Raw genomic sequence first — 20,617 nt, 5'->3', positions numbered from 1 at the left:
AAACGCTTATTCATTGGCGGAATGCAGCCAGTCAGCATGGCGCGGTGCCTTTTTTGTGCGGCTCCATTCTTCCAACATCGGCATGGCTACGCGCTTCAGTTCCGCATATTGTTCCTCGGTCCCGATATCGGCGGCCAGTTCTACGCGGTGGCCGTTGGGATCGAAGAAGTAGATGGATTTGAAAATGCCATGATGCGTCGGGCCCAGAACATCGACGCCTTGCGCTGTAATATGGTCCTTTGCGGCCAGCAGTTCTTCTTCTGAACCGACCCGGAAGGCCAGATGCTGCACCCATGCAGGGGTGTTTTCATCGCGGCCCATTTCTTTCTGCGTCGGCAGTTCGAAAAAGGCCAGCACATTGCCGTTACCGGCATCAAGGAAGACGTGCATATACGGATCATGTTCGCCCGTGGATGGCACGGTGTCTTCCGAAAAGGCGGAAGTATATTCCATGCCCAGAACCCGGTCATACCATTCGACCGTCTCCTTGGCATCCTTGCAGCGGTAGGCTGCGTGATGCACGCCGCCCAGCTTGATCGGGTGGGTTGGGGCGTGGGTCATTCCGCGATCTCCGCAGTTTTCTGGCCTGCGTCCGTTTTCAGGGCGCCGCGCTTCAACTGGTCAGCCTCGATTGATTTGAACAGCGCCGTGAAGTTGCCTTCACCGAAACCTTCATCCTTCTTGCGCTGGATGAATTCGAAAAACACAGGGCCAATGGTGGTCTGCCCGAAAATCTGCAGCAACAGCCGCGGATCGTTGTTTTCGGTCGATCCATCCAGCAGAATGCCGCGTTTTTTCAATTCCTCGACAGGCTCGCCGTGGCCGGGCAGGCGTTCTTCCAGCATTTCATAATAGGTGGCTGGCGGCGCGCTGGCAAAGGGGGTGCCGGTCGCTTTCAACTGGTCCCAGGATTCATACAGGTTCTGGCTGGACAGGGCGATATGCTGGATCCCCTCGCCATTATACTGGCGCAGATATTCCTCGATCTGGCCGCCGCCGCCGGCGCCTTCTTCGTTCAGCGGAATGCGAATTTTGCCATCTGGCGCGGTCATCGCCTTGGACGTGAGGCCGGTATATTCGCCCTTGATGTCGAAATAGCGAATTTCGCGGAAATTGAAGATGCGTTCGTAAAAATCAGCCCAATGGGCCATGCGGCCGCCATAGACATTATGCGTCAGGTGATCGATGACCTGCATGCCTGCGCCAACCGGGTGGCGGTCCACACCTTCTTCATAGATGAAGTCGATGTCATAGATCGACAGGCCTTCGCCGGTTTCATCGGCATAGCGGTCAATCAGATAGATGAGCGAATGGCCGATGCCGCGGATGGCGGGAATGCGCAGTTCCATTGGGCCGGTCTGCGTTTCGGCAGGTTCCGCGCCGCGCGCAAGAGCTTCTTCATAGGCCTTCTTCGCATCGCGAACGCGAAAGCCCATGCCGCATGCGGAGGGGCCGTGTTCGGCAGCGAAATAGGCGGCCGGGCTTTTGGGTTCGTAATTGGCAATGAGGTTGATGCCGCCCTGACGCCACAGCTGGACATCCTTGGACCGATGGCGCGCCACCATAGTAAAGCCCATCGCTTCGAAAACAGGTTCCAGCTTGCCCTTTTCAGGGGCGCTGAACTCGACGAATTCGAAGCCGTCGAGGCCAATCGGGTTTTCGAAAAGGTCGGCCATTGTCTGTCATCCTGAACTGGTTACAATAGAAACTATATACACCATCAATCGCTCCCTTGTCAAAGGGGCGGCAACGCGCTTCCACCGGGCAAAATCCCATGCGGATTTTCTGATTATGCTCCTATCCGGTCATGGTGTTGGCCAGCCATGCTGTTACAAAGCGCCATGCATGAAAATGAAGACCTGCAAGAGATTCGCCGGGCCGTGCGCGCCTTGTGCGAGGAGTTTCCTGGTGCCTACTGGCGCGAAAAGGACCGCAAACGCGCATATCCCGGCGAATTTGTCGATGCTCTGACAAAGGCAGGTTTTCTCGCCGCACTCATCCCGGAGGAATTTGGCGGCAGCGGTTTGAAGCTGGATGCGGCGGCGGTCATCATGGAGGAAATTCAGGCGTCGGGCTGCAATGGCGCAGCCGCCCACGCGCAGATGTATGTCATGAACACGTTGCTGCGTTACGGCAGCGAGGAACAGAAAAATTCCTATCTGCCGGCCATTGCCGCGGGCGAATTGCGTTTGCAGGCATTCGGCGTTTCTGAACCGACCAGCGGGACTGATACTTTGTCGCTGCGGACTTTTGCCCGGCGCGACGGTGATGAATATGTGGTCAGCGGGCAAAAAATCTGGACCAGCCGTGCTGAGCATTCGGACCTGATGATGCTGCTGGCGCGCACTACGCCGCGCGAACAGGTGGACAGCAAAACCGAGGGTCTTTCGGTCTTTCTGGTCGATATGCGCGACATGGTCGGCAACGGCATGACCATCAAGCCCATCCGCACAATGATGAACCATTCCACCACCGAGATTTTCTTTGACGATATGCGCATTCCTGCCGCCGCACTGGTGGGGGAAGAAGGGAAGGGCTTCCGCTACATCCTGTCAGGCATGAATGCAGAGCGTATTCTGATAGGAGCGGAATGTATTGGCGATGCCAAATGGTTCATCGAACGGGCCACGCACTATGCAAATTCGCGTGAAGTTTTCGGCCACCCCATTGGCAAGAACCAGGGCGTGCAATTCCCCATTGCCCGCTGTTACGCGCAAATGCGTGCCGCAGAATTGATGGTTCATCATGCGGCGCAAACCTATGATGCAGGCAGCAATCCCGGTGCGGAAGCCAATATGGCCAAGATGCTGGCATCAGAGGCCAGCTGGGCTGCAGCAGATATGTGCGTGCAGACGCATGGCGGGTTCGGCTTTGCCGAAGAATATGATGTAGAGCGCAAATTTCGCGAGGCCCGATTATACATGGTGGCACCCATTTCGACCAATCTCATACTCAGCTATCTGGCGGAACATGTGCTTGGTTTGCCGCGGTCATATTAGCCAAATGGAATTTTCAGCTTGAATCGGCGGGTTAACTATGATTCTGAGAGTATCGTGACGCACGAAGGACACAAGATCAGCCTGCCAAAGGAAAAGGTGACCCAGGGGCTTGCCCTTGCGGTGCTGCTGCTGATCGGCGCCTTGGCCATTATCGGCCCGAGCGGCCTTTTGGCATGGGGCGAAAATCTGCGCCTGCTTGACCAGCGCAAGGGCCGGATTGCGGTGCTTGAAAAAGAACATCAGGCGCTGGCCAACCGCGTTGCGCTGCTCAACCCCGACAATGCCGACCCCGACATGGTGGGCGAACAGTTGCGGCGCGATCTGAATGTGGTTCATGAAGATGAAGTGGTTCTGATCCTCGATCACGAATAATTGCCGCTACGGATTTCGTATGCACAGGCGTTGCGCCCCAAGCGCGCTTGCGCCATAGGTTTTGGCATATGGCGGCTGGCTTAGTGCCCCGCCAAATGCATATAATTTGAGGATTCCAGCATTGGCCAAACCCGCCCGGACACGCAAAGCCGCAGCCACGCCTGATACAGGTCCTGATAAAGGGCCAACAGATCCTGATTTTGAACTTCACAGCCTTCAGGCCGCCCATGTAGAATCGCCGCGATTTGACGCCAGCGATGAACAGCTGATGGGCTTTTACGAGCAGATGCTGCTGATCCGCAGGTTCGAGGAAAAGGCTGGCCAGCTATATGGCCTGGGTCTGATCGGCGGTTTCTGCCATCTGTATATCGGGCAGGAAGCGGTGGCAGTGGGCCTCCAGTCCGCACTGTCGGAAGGCAAGGACAGCGTTATCACCGGCTACCGTGACCATGGCCATATGCTGGCCTATGGCATTGATCCCAATGTCATCATGGCAGAACTTACCGGCCGGCAGGCAGGTATTTCCAAAGGCAAGGGCGGGTCGATGCACATGTTCTCGACCGAGCATAAGTTTTACGGCGGCCACGGCATCGTGGGCGCGCAGGTCGCGTTGGGCGGCGGGCTGGCGCTGGCGCATAAATATAATGAAGATGGCGGCCTGTGCCTTGCCTATTTTGGTGATGGTGCGGCCAATCAGGGCCAGGTTTATGAAACGTTCAACATGGCTGCCCTGTGGAACCTGCCCATCGTATTCGTGATTGAAAACAATGGTTACGCCATGGGCACAGCTGTCAAAAGAAGCTCTGCCGAGACGGAATTCTACCGCCGCGGCACCGCATTTCGCATTCCGGGAATGGATGTTAACGGAATGGATGTGCTGGAAGTGCGCGCTGCTGCCGAACTGGCATTTGCCCATGTCCGGGAAGGGAAGGGGCCTGTGCTGATGGAACTGAACACCTATCGCTACCGCGGCCATTCCATGTCTGACCCGGCCAAATATCGCAGCCGGGAGGAAGTGCAGGAACAGCGCGATCACAATGACCCGATCGAGCGTCTGAAAAAAGAACTGATCGAACGCGGCAAGAGCGAGGACGATATCAAGGCAATCGACAAGGCCATTCGTGCCCGTGTCGCGCAGGCGGCTGATTTTGCGGAAAATTCACCGGAACCGGAACCTTTTGAACTGTATACTGATGTTCTGGTGGAGTCATACTGATGGCAGTCGAACTGAAAATGCCGGCGCTTTCGCCAACCATGGAAGAAGGCACTCTTGCCAAATGGCTGGTGAAGGAAGGGGACAGCGTTTCCCCCGGCGATATTCTGGCGGAGATAGAAACCGACAAGGCCACCATGGAATTTGAGGCCATTGACGAAGGCACTGTCGGCAAGATCATGGTGGCAGAAGGCACAGAGAACGTGGCTGTCGGAACTGTCATCGCGATGTTGTCCGGCGAAGATGACGATGTTTCGGATGCTGCTGCTGCGTCGCCCGCAAAAGCCACCGCAGATGTTGCTGGCGAAGGCAAGGATGTCGGCCGTGAACCGTCCGAGGCTGAACTAACCAGGCCTGTGCGGGCAGAACCGAAGGCCGATCCCGATATTCCCCATGGCACGAACATGGCAAGTGTCACCGTGCGCGAAGCCCTGCGTGACGCGATGGCCGAAGAAATGCGCCGCGATGAGCGTGTGTTCGTGATGGGCGAAGAAGTGGCCGAATATCAGGGCGCTTATAAGGTGACGCAGGGCCTGCTTGATGAATTCGGCCCCAAGCGGGTGATCGACACGCCGATTACCGAATACGGATTTGCCGGCATCGGCACCGGCGCCGCGATGGGCGGATTGCGCCCGATTGTCGAATTCATGACCTTCAATTTCGCAATGCAGGCGATTGACCACATCATCAATTCTGCGGCCAAGACCAACTATATGTCCGGCGGCCAGATGCGTTGCCCGATCGTGTTTCGCGGCCCCAATGGCGCCGCCAGCCGGGTGGGCGCGCAGCATAGCCAGAATTACGGCCCATGGTATGCCAGCGTGCCCGGCCTGATCGTGATTGCACCTTATGATGCATCAGATGCCAAGGGCTTGATGAAAGCCGCGATCCGCTGTGAAGATCCGGTGGTTTTCCTGGAAAACGAGCTGGTTTACGGCCGCAGTTTCGAACTGCCGGAATTGGACGATCACGTTCTGCCCATTGGCAAGGCGCGGATCGTCCGCGAAGGGACTGACGTGACCATCGTGTCCTATTCCATCGGCGTGGGACTGTCGCTCGAAGCTGCCGAACAACTAGCCGAACAGGGCATTGAAGCCGAAGTGATTGATTTGCGCACCCTGCGCCCTCTGGACACCCGGGCAGTGCTGGACAGCCTGGCAAAAACCAATCGTGTCATCGTGGCCGAAGAAGGCTGGCCCACCTGCTCCATCGCGTCAGAAATTGTCGCCTTGTGCATGGAAGAAGGGTTCGACCATCTTGATGCGCCCGTTTTGCGGGTGTGCAATGAAGATGTGCCGCTGCCCTATGCAGCCAATCTTGAAAAGCTGGCGTTGCTGGACAGCGCGCGGATTGTCGCTGCCGCAAAGCGCGTATGTTACGCCGATTGATCGGCCTGTAAAAATGCCGGCGATTGCGGTTTTCTGCAATCGCCGGCGGCACGAAATTGTTAATTGTCGCGTGAACTGGGCCCCAAATCTGGTCCAGCAATCTGCCCTTTAATCAGGGCGCTGGCGGTGTTGGCGGCGCCGGGGCCACCACGACAAAAATCGGACGCGAATAGACCATTTTCGAAAATGGCAAATCGACAAATGGCAGCCAGTCCTCGAGGGTATATTCGATTGTCAGATCGATTTCCTTGGCGCCTGCAATCCGGGAAATGGCGGCGGTTTCAGCATTCACAACCAGCTGGTCGGTATTCAGCAGATAGGGCGCGCCCAAAGCCTTCCCGCGAACCACTGATTTTATGTCAGCATTGGTGACTTCATTGCCCTTCTGATATTCCACCATGACATAGCGCCCCGCGTCGGATGCAAGGGATTTCACCGCGTTAAAATTCTGCATCCGTTGACCGACATGAAATACGCCGATCATCATCGTGAAAAGCAGTGGAGCCAGCAAGGCGAATTCGACCAGCATGGCAGCTTTTGTGTCGCGGCCCAGCCGGAGCAGAATTGTGAACCTGCTCATGATAATTGCACCGTTCGTTCAACATTGTAATCAATGGCTTTGCCAATGCCGAACCCCGTCCAAGACGGGTCATACCTGTCCTTGATGGTCAGGTTGAAATATGAACTGACGACGTCATCTGTCCCACAATCAGTGCGCAGTGCCACGGTGGTTTCATTGGCGTTGCAGCGGAAGAAGCGGGTGACGGTCACCTGATCTTCCCCCAAATTCATCGATTTCTCGATAATCGCCTCAATGGTGGTGGTTTCTGTCACTGCCCCTTGCGCGGCTGCCAGCGCGATGATTTCGCCTTCGGATGCGGCAGTCTGCAATTCGTGTTGGCGGGAAATAATTGTCCCGGCTTCGAACGTGCCTAGCGCCAGGGTCAGCAACACAGGCGCAACAATGGCCGTTTCGATCACCATCGATCCGCGTTCGTTGCCGAACAGGGCACGGATCAGGCGTGTTGAAAACATCGTCATCATGCCACCATCTTCACATTAGGGGTGGAGGTGCCGACGTTGCTTGTCTTGGTGACCGGGCAAAGCGTTTCGAGGGTCGCATTGCCGCGGATGTCGATTGTATATGCGGAAATCTGCAGACATTGCGCCGTCACCTTGGCGGTACCGTTGACCTGAAGATTGCCATCGGGAAGATAGATCAGGCCTTCAATTAGTGACTTGGAATTGCCGTTGAAGATATGACCGGGGCTTTCCGCATTGTTATCGCGTTCTTCGAACACCAGAATGTCTGACAATTTATCGGCCTGGTCAGCATAGGGTCCACCAGCAAAAGTGGCTGCATTGGGCGGTGTGAGCGTCAGTTTGTTATCATTGCCGCTACCGCCCAGCTTCATTCGTGCCCCGTTTCGCAGGACAAACATGACGCCGGTGCCAGTGACATTGTGATTTTCTGTCAGATCAAGCTCACCGCCATCTATGACGTAAATGCCGCTGGCCAGCACCGTGGTGCATTTGACTACCAGCCCTTGATAGGTGCCGGGATTCAGCGAAGCCTGTTCTGCCTGACCTTTGCCCGTGCAATTGTAATTCTGCGGCGTATCATTGGTCGGCGGGGTCAGTTCCTTGTAGATATCCTTGAGCACGCCTGTGCCGACATTCTGGACAACTTCATCGTCATTTGCACTCGGCGCGCTGATGCCGCCGCAGGCGACAATAACGTCGGTTTCGACAGTTGCAGAACCATCAATTTTGATGGCGTCCTCTTCGCAGGACAATGCTGCGAGCCCACATTGCGCCTTGACGGTGGCATTACCACCGATGGTCGTTCCGGTGCCTTCTTCTGTCAGGGAAACGAGGCAGGCATTGAAATCATAGCCTTCGGCAAAACTGGCCTGCGCAATGGCGCCAATTGTCGCGGCCTTTCCGGTCAGAAAACTGCTGAAGGGCAGTTGCCGTGTGACAGAGGCTGACACCAGCACACTGTTTTTCGTGCCGCTCGCATAATCAGCGATGGTGATTGTCGGGCCGTCTAAGTCAAAATCGGCCAACACATTGATGTTGGCGTCAAATTCCTGAAGGGCGCGGGTGGAATAGGTGCCTGCAGACTCTTCGCGCGCCAATGCCCATGCCCCGGCATAGGCTGCCTGATCGACAGAATGTTGCAATTCCCGCTTCCACATATAGCACTGCGTGAGATCGACCCCGTATCCTGCGCCGCCAATCAGCGCCGGGATGCCCAGCGCCACCAGCAATGTGGCATTGCCGCTTTTATCGCAGCGGAGTTTCTTGAAAAAGCGACGGATAGCCCCCATCGGATGTACCTTCCCTAGCAGGATTACGTTCGATTAGGCTTGGTGATACGATATGCGTGGTAAGCACTTTCGTAAGCTGTATGGTTAACGACTGGTGAGCGGCGAAATAGGGCCATTCTCGGCCATGATCGTAGCAGTGAAAGCGGTGATCCCGGTTGACTTGTGAGCGGCCAGATGGCGAGAGCGGCAAATGGCCGAAATTACTCCCGATGAACTGCCACTGGTGATGCGTCTGGCGCTCAGCTATGCGCCGGCGCGCAGCAGGTATGCCATGCTGGTTTTCATGACGCTCGACCACCGGTTCGCCCAATTTGTATCGCAGGCAAAAGAACCGATACTGGCGCAGATGCGTCTTGCGTGGTGGCGCGATGAATTGGCGAAACAGCCTGATGTGCGGGCGCAGGGCGACCCGGTGCTTGATGCGTTAAGCGAAGGGTGGCGCGGCCACGAACTGGCGCTTTCCAGCCTGGTCGATGCCTGGGAAGAACTGTTGGCAGAGCCGCCGCTTGCTGAAACTGCGCCAGAAAATTTTGCCTCGGGCCGCGCGCTGGTTTTTGCCGCGATTGCGCGCATGGCGGGGGATGGCGAGGCATCTGGCGCCGTGATGCTGGCAGGCAGGCGGTGGGCGCTGGCGGATCTTGCGTCAAAAATTTCAGACGATGAGGAAAAAGCAATCGTTGTGGATGTGGCCCGCCGACTGGGCAGCAGTGGTCCGCCATTGCCGCGCAGCATGCGGCCCTTGACCGTGCTTGACGGGTTGGCGCGGTCTGCCATCGCGGCAGGGGGCACACCTCTGCTTCAGGGCCGCCGCAGCATCGCGCTGGCAATGCGGCTTGGATTGTTTGGAAAGTAGGCTATGTTGTTCTGCCTGCATGAAAAAATCCGAAAGGTTGCCTGAATGAACCGACTGTTCCTTGGCGCGGTTATCACACTGATGCTGGTGGGAATTGGCGGTTTCTGGTGGCAGGGAAGGGCGGAAGTCGAACAAGGCGCGCCGCCGCCGATGCCAGTGCAGCCGGCTGACGACCAGCCGGATATTCCAGTGGCGGACTTGAGCGATGTGGAAGGGCCAGCGCCGCCAGAAGCAACCGAGTTGACGCGCGAACAGCGCCGGTTCTTCCGGTATGATCGCAACCGCGATCTCAAGATTTCCCGCAACGAGATGCTTTCGTCGCGCACGGATGCGTTTCGCAAGCTGGATGCAGATGGCAATAATCTGCTGTCATTCGAGGAATGGGCAGTGGCGACCGCCACTCGGTTCGACAAGGCTGACGCCAATGGAAACCGCGAACTGACAGCGGAAGAATTCGCATCGACCCGCCCGAAGAAGAAAGCCAAACCTGCCTGCCGCTGCTAATCCGGCACTGCCAGGCAGGCTGAAACATCCAATCGGTCAGACAACTGCTGCCATCCAGTGGCCAAATTCTTCCTTGCCGCGGCTCGTGTAGGCTTCCTTGCGCTGCTTCTTCTTCACATCATGCAGCGGCGGGAACAGGCCGAAATTCACATTCATGGGCTGGTATGTTTCGGCTTCTGCATCACCGGTAATATGGGATAGCAATGCGCCCATGGCCGTAGTCGGCGGCGGTGAAACCCAGCTGGTTCCGCCCAGTTCTGCTGCCACCATCATGCCGGTCATAAGCCCGATTGCCGCGCTTTCGACATAACCCTCGCAGCCGGTGATCTGCCCGGCAAAGCGGATATGCGGCGCGTTTTGCAAGCGTAACTGCCTGTCCAGCACCATGGGAGAATTTATGAACGTGTTGCGATGCAAACCGCCAAGACGGGCGAATTCGGCATTTTCGAGGCCGGGGATGGTGCGGAACAATTCCACCTGCGCGCCATGTTTCAGCTTGGTCTGGAAACCGACCATGTTCCACAACGTGCCAAGTTTGTTGTCCTGCCGTAATTGCACCACGGCATAAGGCCAGCGCCCGGTGCGCGGATTGTCCAGCCCCACAGGCTTCATTGGCCCGTAACGCAGCGTATCGACCCCGCGTGACGCCATGACTTCGATCGGCATGCATCCATCGAAATAGGGGGTGTTTTCTTCCCACTGCTTGAACGTGGTTTTCTCGCCATCCATCAGGCCCTGATGGAAAGCCAGATACTGGTCCTTATCCATCGGGCAGTTGATATAATCCTTGCCCGCTTCGTCAGAACTGCTGCCTGCGCTCGGCTTGTCCCAGCGGCTGGCGAACCAGCAGATATCCATATCGATGGATTCGCGGTGCACAATGGGGGCAATTGCGTCAAAAAAGGCGAGGCTTTCCTGCCCCGTAGCAAGGCCGATGTTCTGCGCCAGCGTGGCTGCTGTCAGCGGACCGGTGGCCACAATCGTCAGTCCGCTGTCAGGCAGCGTATCGATCCGTTCGCGAATGACGGTGATGTTGGGGTGTTCTTCCAGAGCCCGCTGCACGGCAGCGGAAAACACATCGCGGTCCACTGCCAGCGCCGTGCCGGCAGGCACACGGGCGGTTTCACCAGCGGACATGATGATGGAATCCAGCCGCCGCATTTCGTGATGCAGCAGGCCCACGGCATTTCTTTCATCATCATCGGATCTGAAGGAATTGGAACACACCATTTCCGCCAGGCCATCGGTCTGGTGGGCGTCAGTCATTTCGCCGCTGCCGCGCATTTCGGACAGTCGGACCCTGAAACCGCGCTGTGCCAGTTGCCATGCCGCTTCGCTTCCGGCGAGGCCGCCACCAATAATGTGTACGTCATGCGTGTGTGTCTGGTCAGTCATATCAGGATCGGATAGCAGCGTTGGCGCGCCGAGCAAGGCGGGACAGTCAGGAGAATGGCTTTGCCAACGATGGAAAACAGCAATGGAGGGCGCGCCGGGCCGGCTTTTGTCGCATTGCTGGTGATCGGCGCTTTATATTGGCTGACAGCCATGGCGCGGTCCGGCATTGGTTTTGGCCAGCTGGCTGATTTGCCGGCTGGGCTGGTTGTCGGCTGGAGAACTGCCGTTGTCGCGGGGCTTGCACTGCTGATGCTTATCCGCACTCAGGGTGATATTCGCGTGCTGCTGGGCGGATCGCTTGCGCTGATCGCACTTGCTGATTTTCTGCTGGCCACCAAAGGGCTAATGGCGGGCGGAACAGTATTTGTGGCCGCGCATATTTTGGCGATTGTGCTGTATCTACGCTATCGAGATCCCGTTGCGCCGCAGCGTGTTCGGGCAGCTGCACTGGCCGTTCCGGTCCTCGCCGTGCTGGGCGTTGCCATCGCCATCAATGCTGGCGGCCAGCATCCCGTTCATCTGGCCTATCCAGCCATATCGGGCAGCATGGCGGCCTGTGCAATTGGGAGCCGTTTTCCGCGCTGGCTGTGCGGTCTGGGGGCCAGCCTGTTTGTCCTTTCAGACGTGATCTTTTTCTGGGATTTTGCGTTTTTTGATGGTTCCGGGGCGCTGGGCTGGCTGGTGTGGGGCAGTTATTTTTCCGGCATTGCGCTCATCGCGCTTGGTGCCATTCGCGGCCCGCAGAAGGTGCAATAACAGTATGGTCAAACGCACTCTGGTTCAAAACAGGCCCTGGCTTCTGGCCAGTATCGCGGCGGCTGTGGCTTATTTCGTGCTGTCAGACGCACGCATTCCCGGCATTGGCATCATCGCGCTGAAAGGTGCAGGCGTCGCCTGCCTGTCAGTCTATGCGTGGCTGCGCCATTCCAGCGCGGATGCACGGCTGCTGGCAGTTGTGATGGCGCTATCTGCGCTCGGCGATATCGGGATGGAGTTTTATACGGCCATTGGCGGCGGCATTTTCCTTGTCAGCCACCTTTTCGCGATGGCACTCTACCTGCGCAATCGCCGCCAGAATATGGTCGCCAGCCAGAAACTGTTTGCCGTTGCGCTGGCGTTTCTGACACCGTTCGTTGCCTGGCAATTGGTGTCATCTACTGCAGATGCGGCTGCCGTGACAGTCTATGCATTGGCACTTGGCGCGATGGCGGGTCTTGCGTGGACCAGCAGTTTCCCCCGTTACCGGGTCGGATTGGGCGCAGTGCTGTTCGTGATTTCTGACCTGCTGATTTTCGCGCAGATGGATATTCTGGCGCAAAGCCCAATTCCGGCGTGGCTGATATGGCCCACCTATTATGCGGGCCAGTTCCTCATCGCGACTGGCGTGATCCAGACATTGCGGAATGAATTGCAGCCTGAATGAGCATACCACCAGATGACGGGCACCTAGCCCGCCCATGCGGAAATAGTGGTGCGATGCAATTCGCGCCGTTGGCCTTCATACCCGCCAGTCGCCTTGTGTAATACGGAACGGTTGTCCCACACTATCAGCATGTCGTTTTCCCAGACATGCCGATAGACAAATTCATCGCGGCCCTGCCAGGCAAGCAAGTCTGCCAGCAGGTCGAACCCTTCCGCAACGTCCATCCCTTCGATGCCGATGATATAGCCTGCACAGCTGAAAATGCCTTCTTCACCGGTTTCCGGATGTCGCCTGATCAGCGGATGTGTTTGCGTGGCCATTGCGGTTTCGCTTGGCCGGATGGCCATGCTGCGGCCCTTGTCATTTTTGCCGTACGACCCGGATGGCGAATACGCCCCGCGCGCGCTGTGAATAGCGGTGAGCGTGCGCAAATGTGCCTTGCGGGTTTCGGGCAGGGCCGCAAATGCCGCAATCTGGTTGGAAAACAGCGTGTCGCCGCCTCTCGGTGGAATGTCTATGGACAGCAGGCAGGTGCCAGCAGGGGGGCTTGCCAGAAAGCTCCAGTCACTATGCCAGTTTTCGGCAAATAGCGGCGTTGTCTCGTCTGCCTCGCGCTGGATTGCAGCGATGTTGCTGCGCCCGGCAATGGGATCGAAAAACGGGTCTTCGCCAAACCCGCCAAATGCCAGCGTGAACCGTTCCAGCGCATCATCATCAATCTGCTGGTCGGGAAACGCCAGCACCCGGTGGCCCAGCCACAGCGCACGCAAAGTGGCCACATCATCCACACTGAGCGGGGCGGCAAGGTCAATTCCCCGCACAAATGCCCCGCACGCAGCGCCGGAAGGTTCGGCCTCAATGGTCAATTGTCAGTTGAGCTTTCAGCATCACGGGTCATGTCTTCATCCCGATATTCGGTGGGTTGGGGCTGCGTTTCCTGTGTGCTTCTGGCCACCATTTCCTCGACGATGGCTTCCTCGGCCTCGTTCTCAGGCTCTTCCTGTTCGTCCAGCCGGACTGCGCCGACAATGGTTTCCTTTTTGGCCACGTCGAACAGTTTTACACCCGCGCTGGCACGTCCAATAACGCGTAGTGTTTCCAGGCTGATACGGATCAGCTTGGCCTGATCGGTCACCAGCATCAACTGGTCGGATTTGGTGGCGGTAAAGCTGGCAACCACCGGCCCGTTGCGGGCAATATTATCAATATTGGTGATGCCCATGCCGCCGCGTCCCGCCTGCCTGTATTCATAGGCCGAGGATAGCTTGCCATACCCATTGGCGCATACGGTCAGAATGAACTGTTCCGCAGCCGCCATTTCGGCATGCTCGGCAAACAGTTCCGGCGCATTTTCGTCCGCCTTCCATGGCGCAACCTTGAGATAGGCATCGCGTTCCTCCGGCGTGGCAGAACCGGCGTGCAGGATGGACAGCGACACAACTTCGTCGCCATCTTCCTTGAACTTCATCCCGCGAACGCCAGTGGATGTGCGGCTGACAAATTCGCGCACATCTTCGCCGCTGAAACGGATGGCCTTGCCCATGCGGGTGGCCAGCAACACATCGTCGCCAGTTTCCAGCAAGGCGACGCCAATCAGGCGGTCTTCGCTGGCGTCATCGAACCGCATCGCAAATTTGCCGTTGGACGGAATGCGCGCAAAACTGTCCATGCTGTTGCGCCGGACATTGCCCATCGCGGTTGCAAATACGACCGTGAGTGCGCCCCAGCTGTCTTCATCTTCCGGCAATGGCAGCACGGTGCGGATGGTCTCACCATCTTCCAGGGAAGGTAGCAGGTTGACGATGGGGCGGCCGCGCGTGGTGGGGCCGCCCTCGGGCAATTTCCACACCTTCAGCCGGTAAACCTTGCCCGCGGTGGAGAAGAACAGCACCGGATTATGCGTGCTGGTGACGAACATCTCGCTCACCGCGTCCTCATCCTTGGTCGCCATGCCTGCGCGGCCCTTGCCGCCGCGATGCTGGGCGCGGAAAGTGGAAAGCGGGGTGCGTTTGATATAGCCATCCAGCGTGACAGTGACGACCATCTCGTCACGCTCGATCAGATCTTCATCATCCAGACCGTCCCACGCAGGGGCGATTTCAGACAGGCGCGGCGTGGCGTAATTATCGCGCACTTCCTGCAATTCGCCGCGCATCACCTCGTACAGTTTTACGCGATCCGCCAGAATTGCCAGATAGCCGGCAATGGCATCGGAAAGTTCCTTCAGTTCCTCGCCGATTTCATCACGCCCAAGCGCGGTCAGGCGGTGCAGGCGCAGTTCCAGAATGGCGCGGACCTGCCGATCGGACAGGCGATAGGTTCCGCCAGCCTGGTCAGCGTCGGGTTCGATGGCTTCGACCAGCCGGATATATTGCGCAATATCGCCAATCGGCCATTCTTTCGAAATCAGCTTGGCGCGGGCTTCAGCGGGGTTGGGCGAACTGCGGATCATCGCCACGACTTCGTCGAGGTTCGACACTGCGACCACCAGGCCAAGCAAGATATGGGCGCGGTCCCGCGCCTTGTTCAGTTCAAACTTGGTGCGGCGGGTAATCACTTCTTCGCGGAAAGTGATGAATGCCTGAATGAACTCGCGCAGCATCAGCGTTTCGGGCCTGCCGCCACGAATGGCGAGCATATTGGCCGGGAATGAAGATTGCGCAGGCGTATGACGCCAGATCTGGTTAAGCACGACTTCTGCGGTCGCATCGCGCTTCAGGTCGATCACCACGCGCACGCCCATCCGGCTTGATTCGTCGCGGATATCCGAGACGCCTTCGATCCGCTTTTCCTTCGCCGCTTCTGCCAGCTTTTCCACCAGGCCGGATTTGCCAACCTGATAGGGCATGGACGTCAGCACGATGGATTCGCGATCGCCGCGCTTGGTTTCAATCATGTGGCGGCAGCGTTGCAGAATGGAACCGCGCCCGGTCATATAGGCAGATCGTGCGCCGGACTGGCCCAGGATGAGGGGCGCGGTCGGGAAATCGGGGCCGGGGATGATTTCGAACAATTCTTCGGACGTGATGCCGGGGTTGTCCATATAGGCAAAGCAGCCGTCGATAACCTCACCCAGATTATGCGGCGGAATGTTCGTCGCCATGCCGACAGCGATACCGCCAGCACCATTTACCAGCAGATTGGGATAACGTGCCGGCAGCACGGTGGGTTCAGCGCGCGACCCATCATAGTTATCGACGAAATCGACAGTATCCTTGTCGAGATCATCCAGCAGGCTGTTGGCCACCTTGGCTAGGCGCGCTTCGGTATAGCGCATGGACGCTGGCGGATCAGGATCCATCGAGCCGAAGTTACCCTGACCATCGATCAGGGGCACGCGCATGGACCAGTCCTGCGTCATGCGGGCGAGGGCATCATAAATCGCACTGTCGCCATGCGGGTGATAGTTGCCCATCACATCGCCGACGATTTTTGCGCTTTTGCGATAGGGGCGCCCGGCGACAAAGCCGCCTTCATTACTGGCAAACAGAATGCGCCGGTGAACCGGTTTCAGGCCGTCACGCACATCAGGCAGCGCACGGCTGACAATCACGCTCATTGCGTAATCGAGATAGCTGGTCTTCATCTCATCGACGATGTCGATGCGCGTATATTCGCTTGAAGGGGCCACAGGTTCGAGAATTGCAGTATCGTCGCTCAAGAGGACTCTTTTCTTAAAAGTTGCCCGGGCATGCCGGTTTCATGGCGCCAGGGTTTCACGTTCAGTTGCAGGCAGGATAGGCCATAGGCTCGCTGACCGCCACCAAAACCCGCCCTCAGGGCCGCCTTTACACCAGGTTTTCCACACCTGCTTCGTGTCTGGAGCCAGTTCCAGCTTTCGCAGGGCTGATTAGAGCGTTCAAAAGCCGTTCAGCCCTTTCAGCCTAAAAGATTTGCCATGTATGGTAAGGCGGAACTACTGCCCTGCCAGACCGTTTTCAGGGGCAATACACCATTTACATACCACAGTTGGGAGATACCCGGATGAAGTCGTTCAAACCACATGCCGCAGTCCGCACCAAGCGTACCGGTTCCAGCCTTGCACTTGCCATTGCCCTTGCGGCTGGCGGCGTTCTGGGTGTGACCGCGCTCGAGGCGCCGGCATTTGCGCAGAAGAAAAAAGACAAGAAGGCCGAAGCGTCTAAAAACAATTATTCCAAGGGCTTCATCGCCGCTTATACGCCTGCCGAACAAATGTCGAAAGCCCCTGCCAAGGATCTGGCGGCTATTGCGGCAGCTATCCCTGCGATGGCCGCTGCTGTGGAAACAGACGATGACCGTTTTGCTGCCGGCAATTTCATCTATTCGATTGGCCGCGAATCAAGCAATCGCGCCTTGCAGCGTCAGGGCGTGGATCTGATGTTGCAAAGCGGCAAGGTGACTGCCGACAATGCGGGCCAATATAACTTCCTTGCCGGACAACTCGCCTATCAGGACAAGGACTGGGCCACTGCACGCGCCCGGATGATGACTGCGATCGAGCTTGGCTATGTCGACAACGGTCCAGAAGCCATCGTCGCGGAAACCTATTTCAGCGAAGAAAACCCCGCTGGCGGCCTGACCTTCCTGGCCGATGCGATCAACAAGCGGATTGCTGCTGGTCAGCCGGTTGATGAAAGCTGGATCAAGCGCGGCATCGCTATTGCTTATAATAACGATATGGCGGCGGACGCGGGCAATTTCTCGAGCCTGTATGCGCAATATTATCCGTCGGTAAATAGCTGGGGTGATGCCATTGCCATCCAGCGCAATTATGCCAATTTCGACAGTCAGGAAATGCTTGATCTGCTGCGACTGGGGCAGCGCACCAACAGCCTTCGTAATGAACGAGATTACGTCGAATACATCGATGCCGCCGATGCGCGCCGACTTCCCGGTGAAGTTTCCCGCATCATCGAAGCGGGCATTGCAGCGGGCAAGTTGAAGGCATCGGATGTATATGTCGCCGAAGCGCGCAGCACTGCCAAAGGCCGACTGACTGCCGATCAGGCTGACCTGCCATCGCTGGTAAGCGATGCACGCAAGTCTGGTTCAACCGCCGTCACGGCAACCGCGGCAGGCGATGCTTTCCTCAGCTATGGCCGCGCGGCAGAAGCTGAAGAAATGTACACGATTGCGCTGACCAAATCGGGCGTTGATACACAGCGCGTGTTGAACCGTCTGGGCATTGCGCAGCTTGATCAGGGCAAGGCGGCAGAAGCCAAGGCAACTTTTGCCCGGATTGAAGGCGCACGCAAGCCCATCGCGCGGCTGTGGTCGCTCTATGCGGACCAGAAGGCAGCTGAAACACCAGCGATGTAACCGGCGTTCGTTTCATCTGACAAAAGGGGCGCGAACTTCGGTTCGCGCCCCTTTTTTGTTCGCTGATTACAACAGCATGTCAGCGCAGGCGTTTGACATAAGGCTGGCCGTTTTCGCGCCGTTCCACCTTGAAGCTGTCCAGACCCTGGATAAGATCAGTGAGGCGCTTGTAGCCATAATTGCGCACGTCGAAGCTCGACCTGTTGCCCGCGATATTGCCCACCTCGCTCAGGCGTGCAAAACCGTTTTCATCGCGCCGCGCGGCTTTCCATGCCTCGCTCAAAAGCTGTACCAACTCCTGGTCGACGTCAGCTTTCGGCGCGGGCGATGATGGTCCTTCTGCTGGCACTATTTCTTCCGCCTGATTAGCGATCAGCTTGTCGATATCGATAAACCGCGTGCACACGGACCGGAATGATTCCGGCGTCTTGGCACTGCCAAAGCCATAGACGATAATGCCATCTTGCCTCAGCCGGGTGACCAGCGGGGTGAAATCGCTGTCCGATGTCATCAGGCCAAACCCGTCCACCTTGCCCTGATACAGAAGATCAATCGCATCGATGGTCATGGCCATATCCGTGGCGTTCTTACCTTTGGAAACGTCGAATTGCTGCTGGGGGCGGATGCCGAACTTGTTAGTGATCCTGTCCCATTTTGCCAAATTGCCCTTGGCAAAATTGCCATAGGCGCGGCGAATATTCACCTGACCCAGTTCCGCCATGACGGTCAGAACAGGGTCGATCCCTTGCGGGGTGGTGTTGTCTGCATCAATCAGCAGGGCGATGTTTTTGAGCGTTTCATGAGACATAGGCCGAAGACTAGCTTGCAAACGGGCAGTTGCAAACCGGTTTGCCGCATCATGGCGCGGCCCGAAATTCGCCGGTTTCCTCGTCCAGCAGATGCAGGATGCCTTCGGAAATGGCGAAAAAACCGCCGTGCAATTTCAAGGTGCCGTTGCGCTCTTTCTGGCGGACGCAGGGAAATGTGCGCAAATTGGCCAGGCTCACCTTTACCGCGGCATGTTCCATCGCCCGTTCCGCGTCGCGCCCTTCGACGCCATATCTGGCCGCCACTGGTTCGCGCGCTTCGTCCAGCATCCCGATCCAGTCCGCAATAAAACCGCCTTCGCCGGGCGCGGTGCCATGCAGTTCCTGCGTCAGCGCAGCCTTGCAGCCGCCACACATGCCGTGGCCCATCACCATCACATGGCCGACCCGAAGCACCTGAACGGCAAATTCCAGCGCGGCTGACACGCCATGCAGGCCCGGTGTCGTTTCAAATGGTGGGACCATGGCCGCCACATTCCGGACGACAAAAATCTGCCCCGGATCCACATCGAAAATCTGCGCGGGATCAACCCTGCTGTCAGAACAGGCGATAATCATGGTTCGGGGCGATTGGCCTTCTTCCACCAGATGGTCGAAGCGCGCCCTTTGCCGTGGGTAACCATCAGCACGGAAACGCCGGTAACCGTCGAGAAGCTGGGAAAATTCAGACATTAAAAACGTTCACCACGAATAACTTCGACATTCCACATGGTCAGTAACAGCCCATGGCTGGTGAGAATGGGGGCAAGCGCATCGACCAGTGCGGCTGCCTTTTCCTCGCTCGCAATTGACAGGATCAGCGATTTGTCAGCCCCGGTAACACGTTCTTCACGCCACTGGCCATCGCGGCCGCTGCCGGACTGCACTGGCAACACGGTCCACCCGCTGATGCCAACCTGGTCGATCACGTCAGTCACGCGCCGCGCCAATGGCGTATCGGCAAGAATTTCGATCCGTTTACGGACAACGGTTTCTGTCATGGCGATATCCCTATTGGCCCGGCCAAGGCGACTGCGGTGGCCGTGATCAAGCCAATGTTGACCAGAATGTTGAACGGGAATGTGATGCTGAGTGACATGGTGAGATAAATGCCGGGGTCAGCTTCCGGCAACGCCAGGCGCATGGCTGCTGGCACTGCGATATAGCTGGCACTGGCGCATAATACGCCAAATGCCGCTGCTGAACCCACTTCCAGCCCAATGGCGGAACCTGCAAAAACGCCGATCATCCCGTTGACCAGGGGCAGGGCGAGGGCAATCAGCCCCAGCCGCCATGTAAGCGTTCGTGCGGACATGATCCGCCGGGCGGCAATCAGCCCCATGTCCAGCAGGAACAGGCACAGCACGCCTTTGAAGCCGGCGGCGAAAAACGGGCTGACTTCGGCAAAGCCTGACGGCCCTGCAACCATTCCTATGGCAAAACTGCCCAGCAGCAGCACGACCGATGCATTGAGAAACACCTCGCGCATCATATCGGACTGCTCGTTGCTTGTGCGCCCTCCAATGCCGCGTGCCAGCAGCAAGCCAGACAGAATGGCGGGTGTCTCCATCGCCGCCAGAACCGCCACCATATAGCCTGCAGGCGGCATGCCTGACAGTTCCAGAATTTCGACCGCGGTGACATAGGTTACCACGCTGACAGAGCCATAATGCGCCGCCACTGCGCCCGCATTTGTCCGGTCGAGCCGGCCAAGGGTTTTCAGGATGGCAAAAGCTGTCAGTGGCAGCAGAAAGCTGGCAGCCACGCCAAGCAGCAATACGCTGCCAATCGTGCTGTCGACGCCTGATTCTGCAACCGCCACGCCGCCTTTCAGCCCGATGGCTGCCATCAGGTAGAGCGACATGCCCTTGGCCAGTGCTTCCGGTATGGCCAGATCGGACCGGACAAATGCCGCAAACAGACCAAGAATGAAAAACAGCACGACCGGCGACGTGAATGTCTGAAGCGTGGCTGTATCCATGACCGGCAGCTAGCCACAATCCATTCAAATCGCAACGCTGGCTTGCGCT

21 protein-coding genes are annotated in these 20,617 nt (G+C 57.5%); 9 read left to right on the top strand and 12 right to left on the bottom strand.

Features of this window, described 5'->3' with window-relative positions:
- Positions 1–6: 6 nt before the first annotated feature.
- Together GRI44_RS05190 and hppD are read right to left on the bottom strand one after the other, a co-directional pair.
- The gene (locus tag GRI44_RS05190) at positions 7–561 is read right to left on the bottom strand and encodes a VOC family protein (RefSeq protein WP_160600342.1); all 555 of its coding nucleotides are present in this window, start codon (positions 559–561) and stop codon (positions 7–9) included.
- Complete coding sequence (hppD, locus tag GRI44_RS05185; protein ID WP_160600341.1) at positions 558–1,676, bottom strand: 4-hydroxyphenylpyruvate dioxygenase; 1,119 nt, start codon at positions 1,674–1,676, stop codon at positions 558–560. Before hppD ends, GRI44_RS05190 begins: the two co-directional genes overlap by 4 nt.
- Before the next feature lie 147 nt (positions 1,677–1,823).
- Between hppD and GRI44_RS05180 the strand changes: the two genes are divergently transcribed.
- From GRI44_RS05180 to GRI44_RS05165, 4 genes are all read left to right on the top strand, one after another.
- On the top strand, positions 1,824–2,999 hold the full coding sequence (locus GRI44_RS05180) for an acyl-CoA dehydrogenase family protein (RefSeq protein WP_160600340.1): 1,176 nt from the start codon (positions 1,824–1,826) through the stop codon (positions 2,997–2,999).
- Between the two features lie 54 nt (positions 3,000–3,053).
- The gene (locus GRI44_RS05175; RefSeq protein ID WP_332872363.1) at positions 3,054–3,371 is read left to right on the top strand and encodes an FtsB family cell division protein; all 318 of its coding nucleotides are present in this window, start codon (positions 3,054–3,056) and stop codon (positions 3,369–3,371) included.
- A 121-nt stretch (positions 3,372–3,492) separates the two neighbouring features.
- Entirely contained in the window at positions 3,493–4,587 is a 1,095-nt protein-coding gene (gene pdhA, locus GRI44_RS05170) for a pyruvate dehydrogenase (acetyl-transferring) E1 component subunit alpha (RefSeq protein WP_202386142.1), read from the top strand.
- Positions 4,587–5,972, top strand: a complete 1,386-nt coding sequence (locus GRI44_RS05165; RefSeq protein ID WP_160600338.1) for a pyruvate dehydrogenase complex E1 component subunit beta — start codon at positions 4,587–4,589, stop codon at positions 5,970–5,972. The genes pdhA and GRI44_RS05165 overlap by 1 nt, the downstream gene beginning before the upstream one ends.
- Positions 5,973–6,084: 112 nt before the next feature.
- Here the strand turns inward: GRI44_RS05165 and GRI44_RS05160 are convergent, their stop codons facing one another.
- From GRI44_RS05160 to GRI44_RS05150, 3 genes are read right to left on the bottom strand one after another with little or no spacing between them, the layout of a single operon-like run.
- Complete coding sequence (locus tag GRI44_RS05160; protein ID WP_160600337.1) at positions 6,085–6,552, bottom strand: TadE/TadG family type IV pilus assembly protein; 468 nt, start codon at positions 6,550–6,552, stop codon at positions 6,085–6,087.
- Positions 6,549–7,016 (bottom strand): TadE/TadG family type IV pilus assembly protein, encoded by a 468-nt coding sequence (locus GRI44_RS05155; protein WP_160600336.1) that lies wholly within the window; start codon positions 7,014–7,016, stop codon positions 6,549–6,551. Before GRI44_RS05155 ends, GRI44_RS05160 begins: the two co-directional genes overlap by 4 nt.
- Positions 7,013–8,305: a TadE/TadG family type IV pilus assembly protein gene (locus GRI44_RS05150; protein WP_160600335.1), complete on the bottom strand. Its 1,293-nt coding sequence runs from the start codon at positions 8,303–8,305 to the stop codon at positions 7,013–7,015. The genes GRI44_RS05155 and GRI44_RS05150 overlap by 4 nt, the downstream gene beginning before the upstream one ends.
- 190 nt (positions 8,306–8,495) lie before the next feature.
- Between GRI44_RS05150 and GRI44_RS05145 the strand changes: the two genes are divergently transcribed.
- Positions 8,496–9,158, top strand: coding sequence for a squalene/phytoene synthase family protein (locus GRI44_RS05145; protein ID WP_160600334.1), 663 nt, complete (start codon positions 8,496–8,498; stop codon positions 9,156–9,158).
- Positions 9,159–9,203: 45 nt separating this feature from the next.
- On the top strand, positions 9,204–9,662 hold the full coding sequence (locus GRI44_RS05140) for an EF-hand domain-containing protein (protein ID WP_160600333.1): 459 nt from the start codon (positions 9,204–9,206) through the stop codon (positions 9,660–9,662).
- Positions 9,663–9,698: 36 nt separating this feature from the next.
- Here GRI44_RS05140 and trmFO read toward each other — a convergent pair whose 3' ends face one another.
- Complete coding sequence (gene trmFO, locus GRI44_RS05135; RefSeq protein WP_160600332.1) at positions 9,699–11,057, bottom strand: methylenetetrahydrofolate--tRNA-(uracil(54)-C(5))-methyltransferase (FADH(2)-oxidizing) TrmFO; 1,359 nt, start codon at positions 11,055–11,057, stop codon at positions 9,699–9,701.
- A gap of 54 nt (positions 11,058–11,111) precedes the next feature.
- Between trmFO and GRI44_RS05130 the strand changes: the two genes are divergently transcribed.
- Together GRI44_RS05130 and GRI44_RS05125 are read left to right on the top strand one after the other, a co-directional pair.
- A complete protein-coding gene (locus GRI44_RS05130) occupies positions 11,112–11,813 on the top strand; it encodes a lysoplasmalogenase family protein (RefSeq protein WP_160600331.1) in 702 nt (233 codons plus the stop codon).
- 64 nt (positions 11,814–11,877) lie between these two features.
- A complete protein-coding gene (locus GRI44_RS05125; protein ID WP_332872362.1) occupies positions 11,878–12,480 on the top strand; it encodes a lysoplasmalogenase in 603 nt (200 codons plus the stop codon).
- A 23-nt stretch (positions 12,481–12,503) separates the two neighbouring features.
- Here GRI44_RS05125 and GRI44_RS05120 read toward each other — a convergent pair whose 3' ends face one another.
- Both GRI44_RS05120 and gyrA read right to left on the bottom strand, forming a co-directional pair.
- The gene (locus GRI44_RS05120) at positions 12,504–13,346 is read right to left on the bottom strand and encodes a TauD/TfdA dioxygenase family protein (protein WP_160600329.1); all 843 of its coding nucleotides are present in this window, start codon (positions 13,344–13,346) and stop codon (positions 12,504–12,506) included.
- On the bottom strand, positions 13,343–16,141 hold the full coding sequence (gene gyrA, locus GRI44_RS05115; RefSeq protein WP_160600328.1) for a DNA gyrase subunit A: 2,799 nt from the start codon (positions 16,139–16,141) through the stop codon (positions 13,343–13,345). Before gyrA ends, GRI44_RS05120 begins: the two co-directional genes overlap by 4 nt.
- A 323-nt stretch (positions 16,142–16,464) precedes the next feature.
- On the opposite strand from gyrA, the gene GRI44_RS05110 reads away from it, so the two are divergent.
- Complete coding sequence (locus tag GRI44_RS05110; RefSeq protein WP_160600327.1) at positions 16,465–17,781, top strand: hypothetical protein; 1,317 nt, start codon at positions 16,465–16,467, stop codon at positions 17,779–17,781.
- A 79-nt stretch (positions 17,782–17,860) separates the two neighbouring features.
- Here the strand turns inward: GRI44_RS05110 and GRI44_RS05105 are convergent, their stop codons facing one another.
- From GRI44_RS05105 to GRI44_RS05090, 4 genes are read right to left on the bottom strand one after another with little or no spacing between them, the layout of a single operon-like run.
- Entirely contained in the window at positions 17,861–18,589 is a 729-nt protein-coding gene (locus GRI44_RS05105; RefSeq protein ID WP_160600326.1) for an NYN domain-containing protein, read from the bottom strand.
- 49 nt (positions 18,590–18,638) lie between these two features.
- Positions 18,639–19,280, bottom strand: a complete 642-nt coding sequence (locus tag GRI44_RS05100) for a carbonic anhydrase (RefSeq protein WP_160600325.1) — start codon at positions 19,278–19,280, stop codon at positions 18,639–18,641.
- Positions 19,280–19,588, bottom strand: a complete 309-nt coding sequence (locus tag GRI44_RS05095; protein ID WP_160600324.1) for a DUF190 domain-containing protein — start codon at positions 19,586–19,588, stop codon at positions 19,280–19,282. The genes GRI44_RS05100 and GRI44_RS05095 overlap by 1 nt, the downstream gene beginning before the upstream one ends.
- A complete protein-coding gene (locus tag GRI44_RS05090; protein ID WP_160600323.1) occupies positions 19,585–20,568 on the bottom strand; it encodes a sodium-dependent bicarbonate transport family permease in 984 nt (327 codons plus the stop codon). Before GRI44_RS05090 ends, GRI44_RS05095 begins: the two co-directional genes overlap by 4 nt.
- Positions 20,569–20,617: the final 49 nt, after the last annotated feature.

The sequence above is a fragment of the Allopontixanthobacter confluentis genome (assembly GCF_009827615.1).
In the GTDB taxonomy this organism is placed as follows: Bacteria; Pseudomonadota; Alphaproteobacteria; order Sphingomonadales; family Sphingomonadaceae; genus Allopontixanthobacter; species Allopontixanthobacter confluentis.
This window is presented reverse-complemented; position numbering and strand designations above follow the sequence as displayed.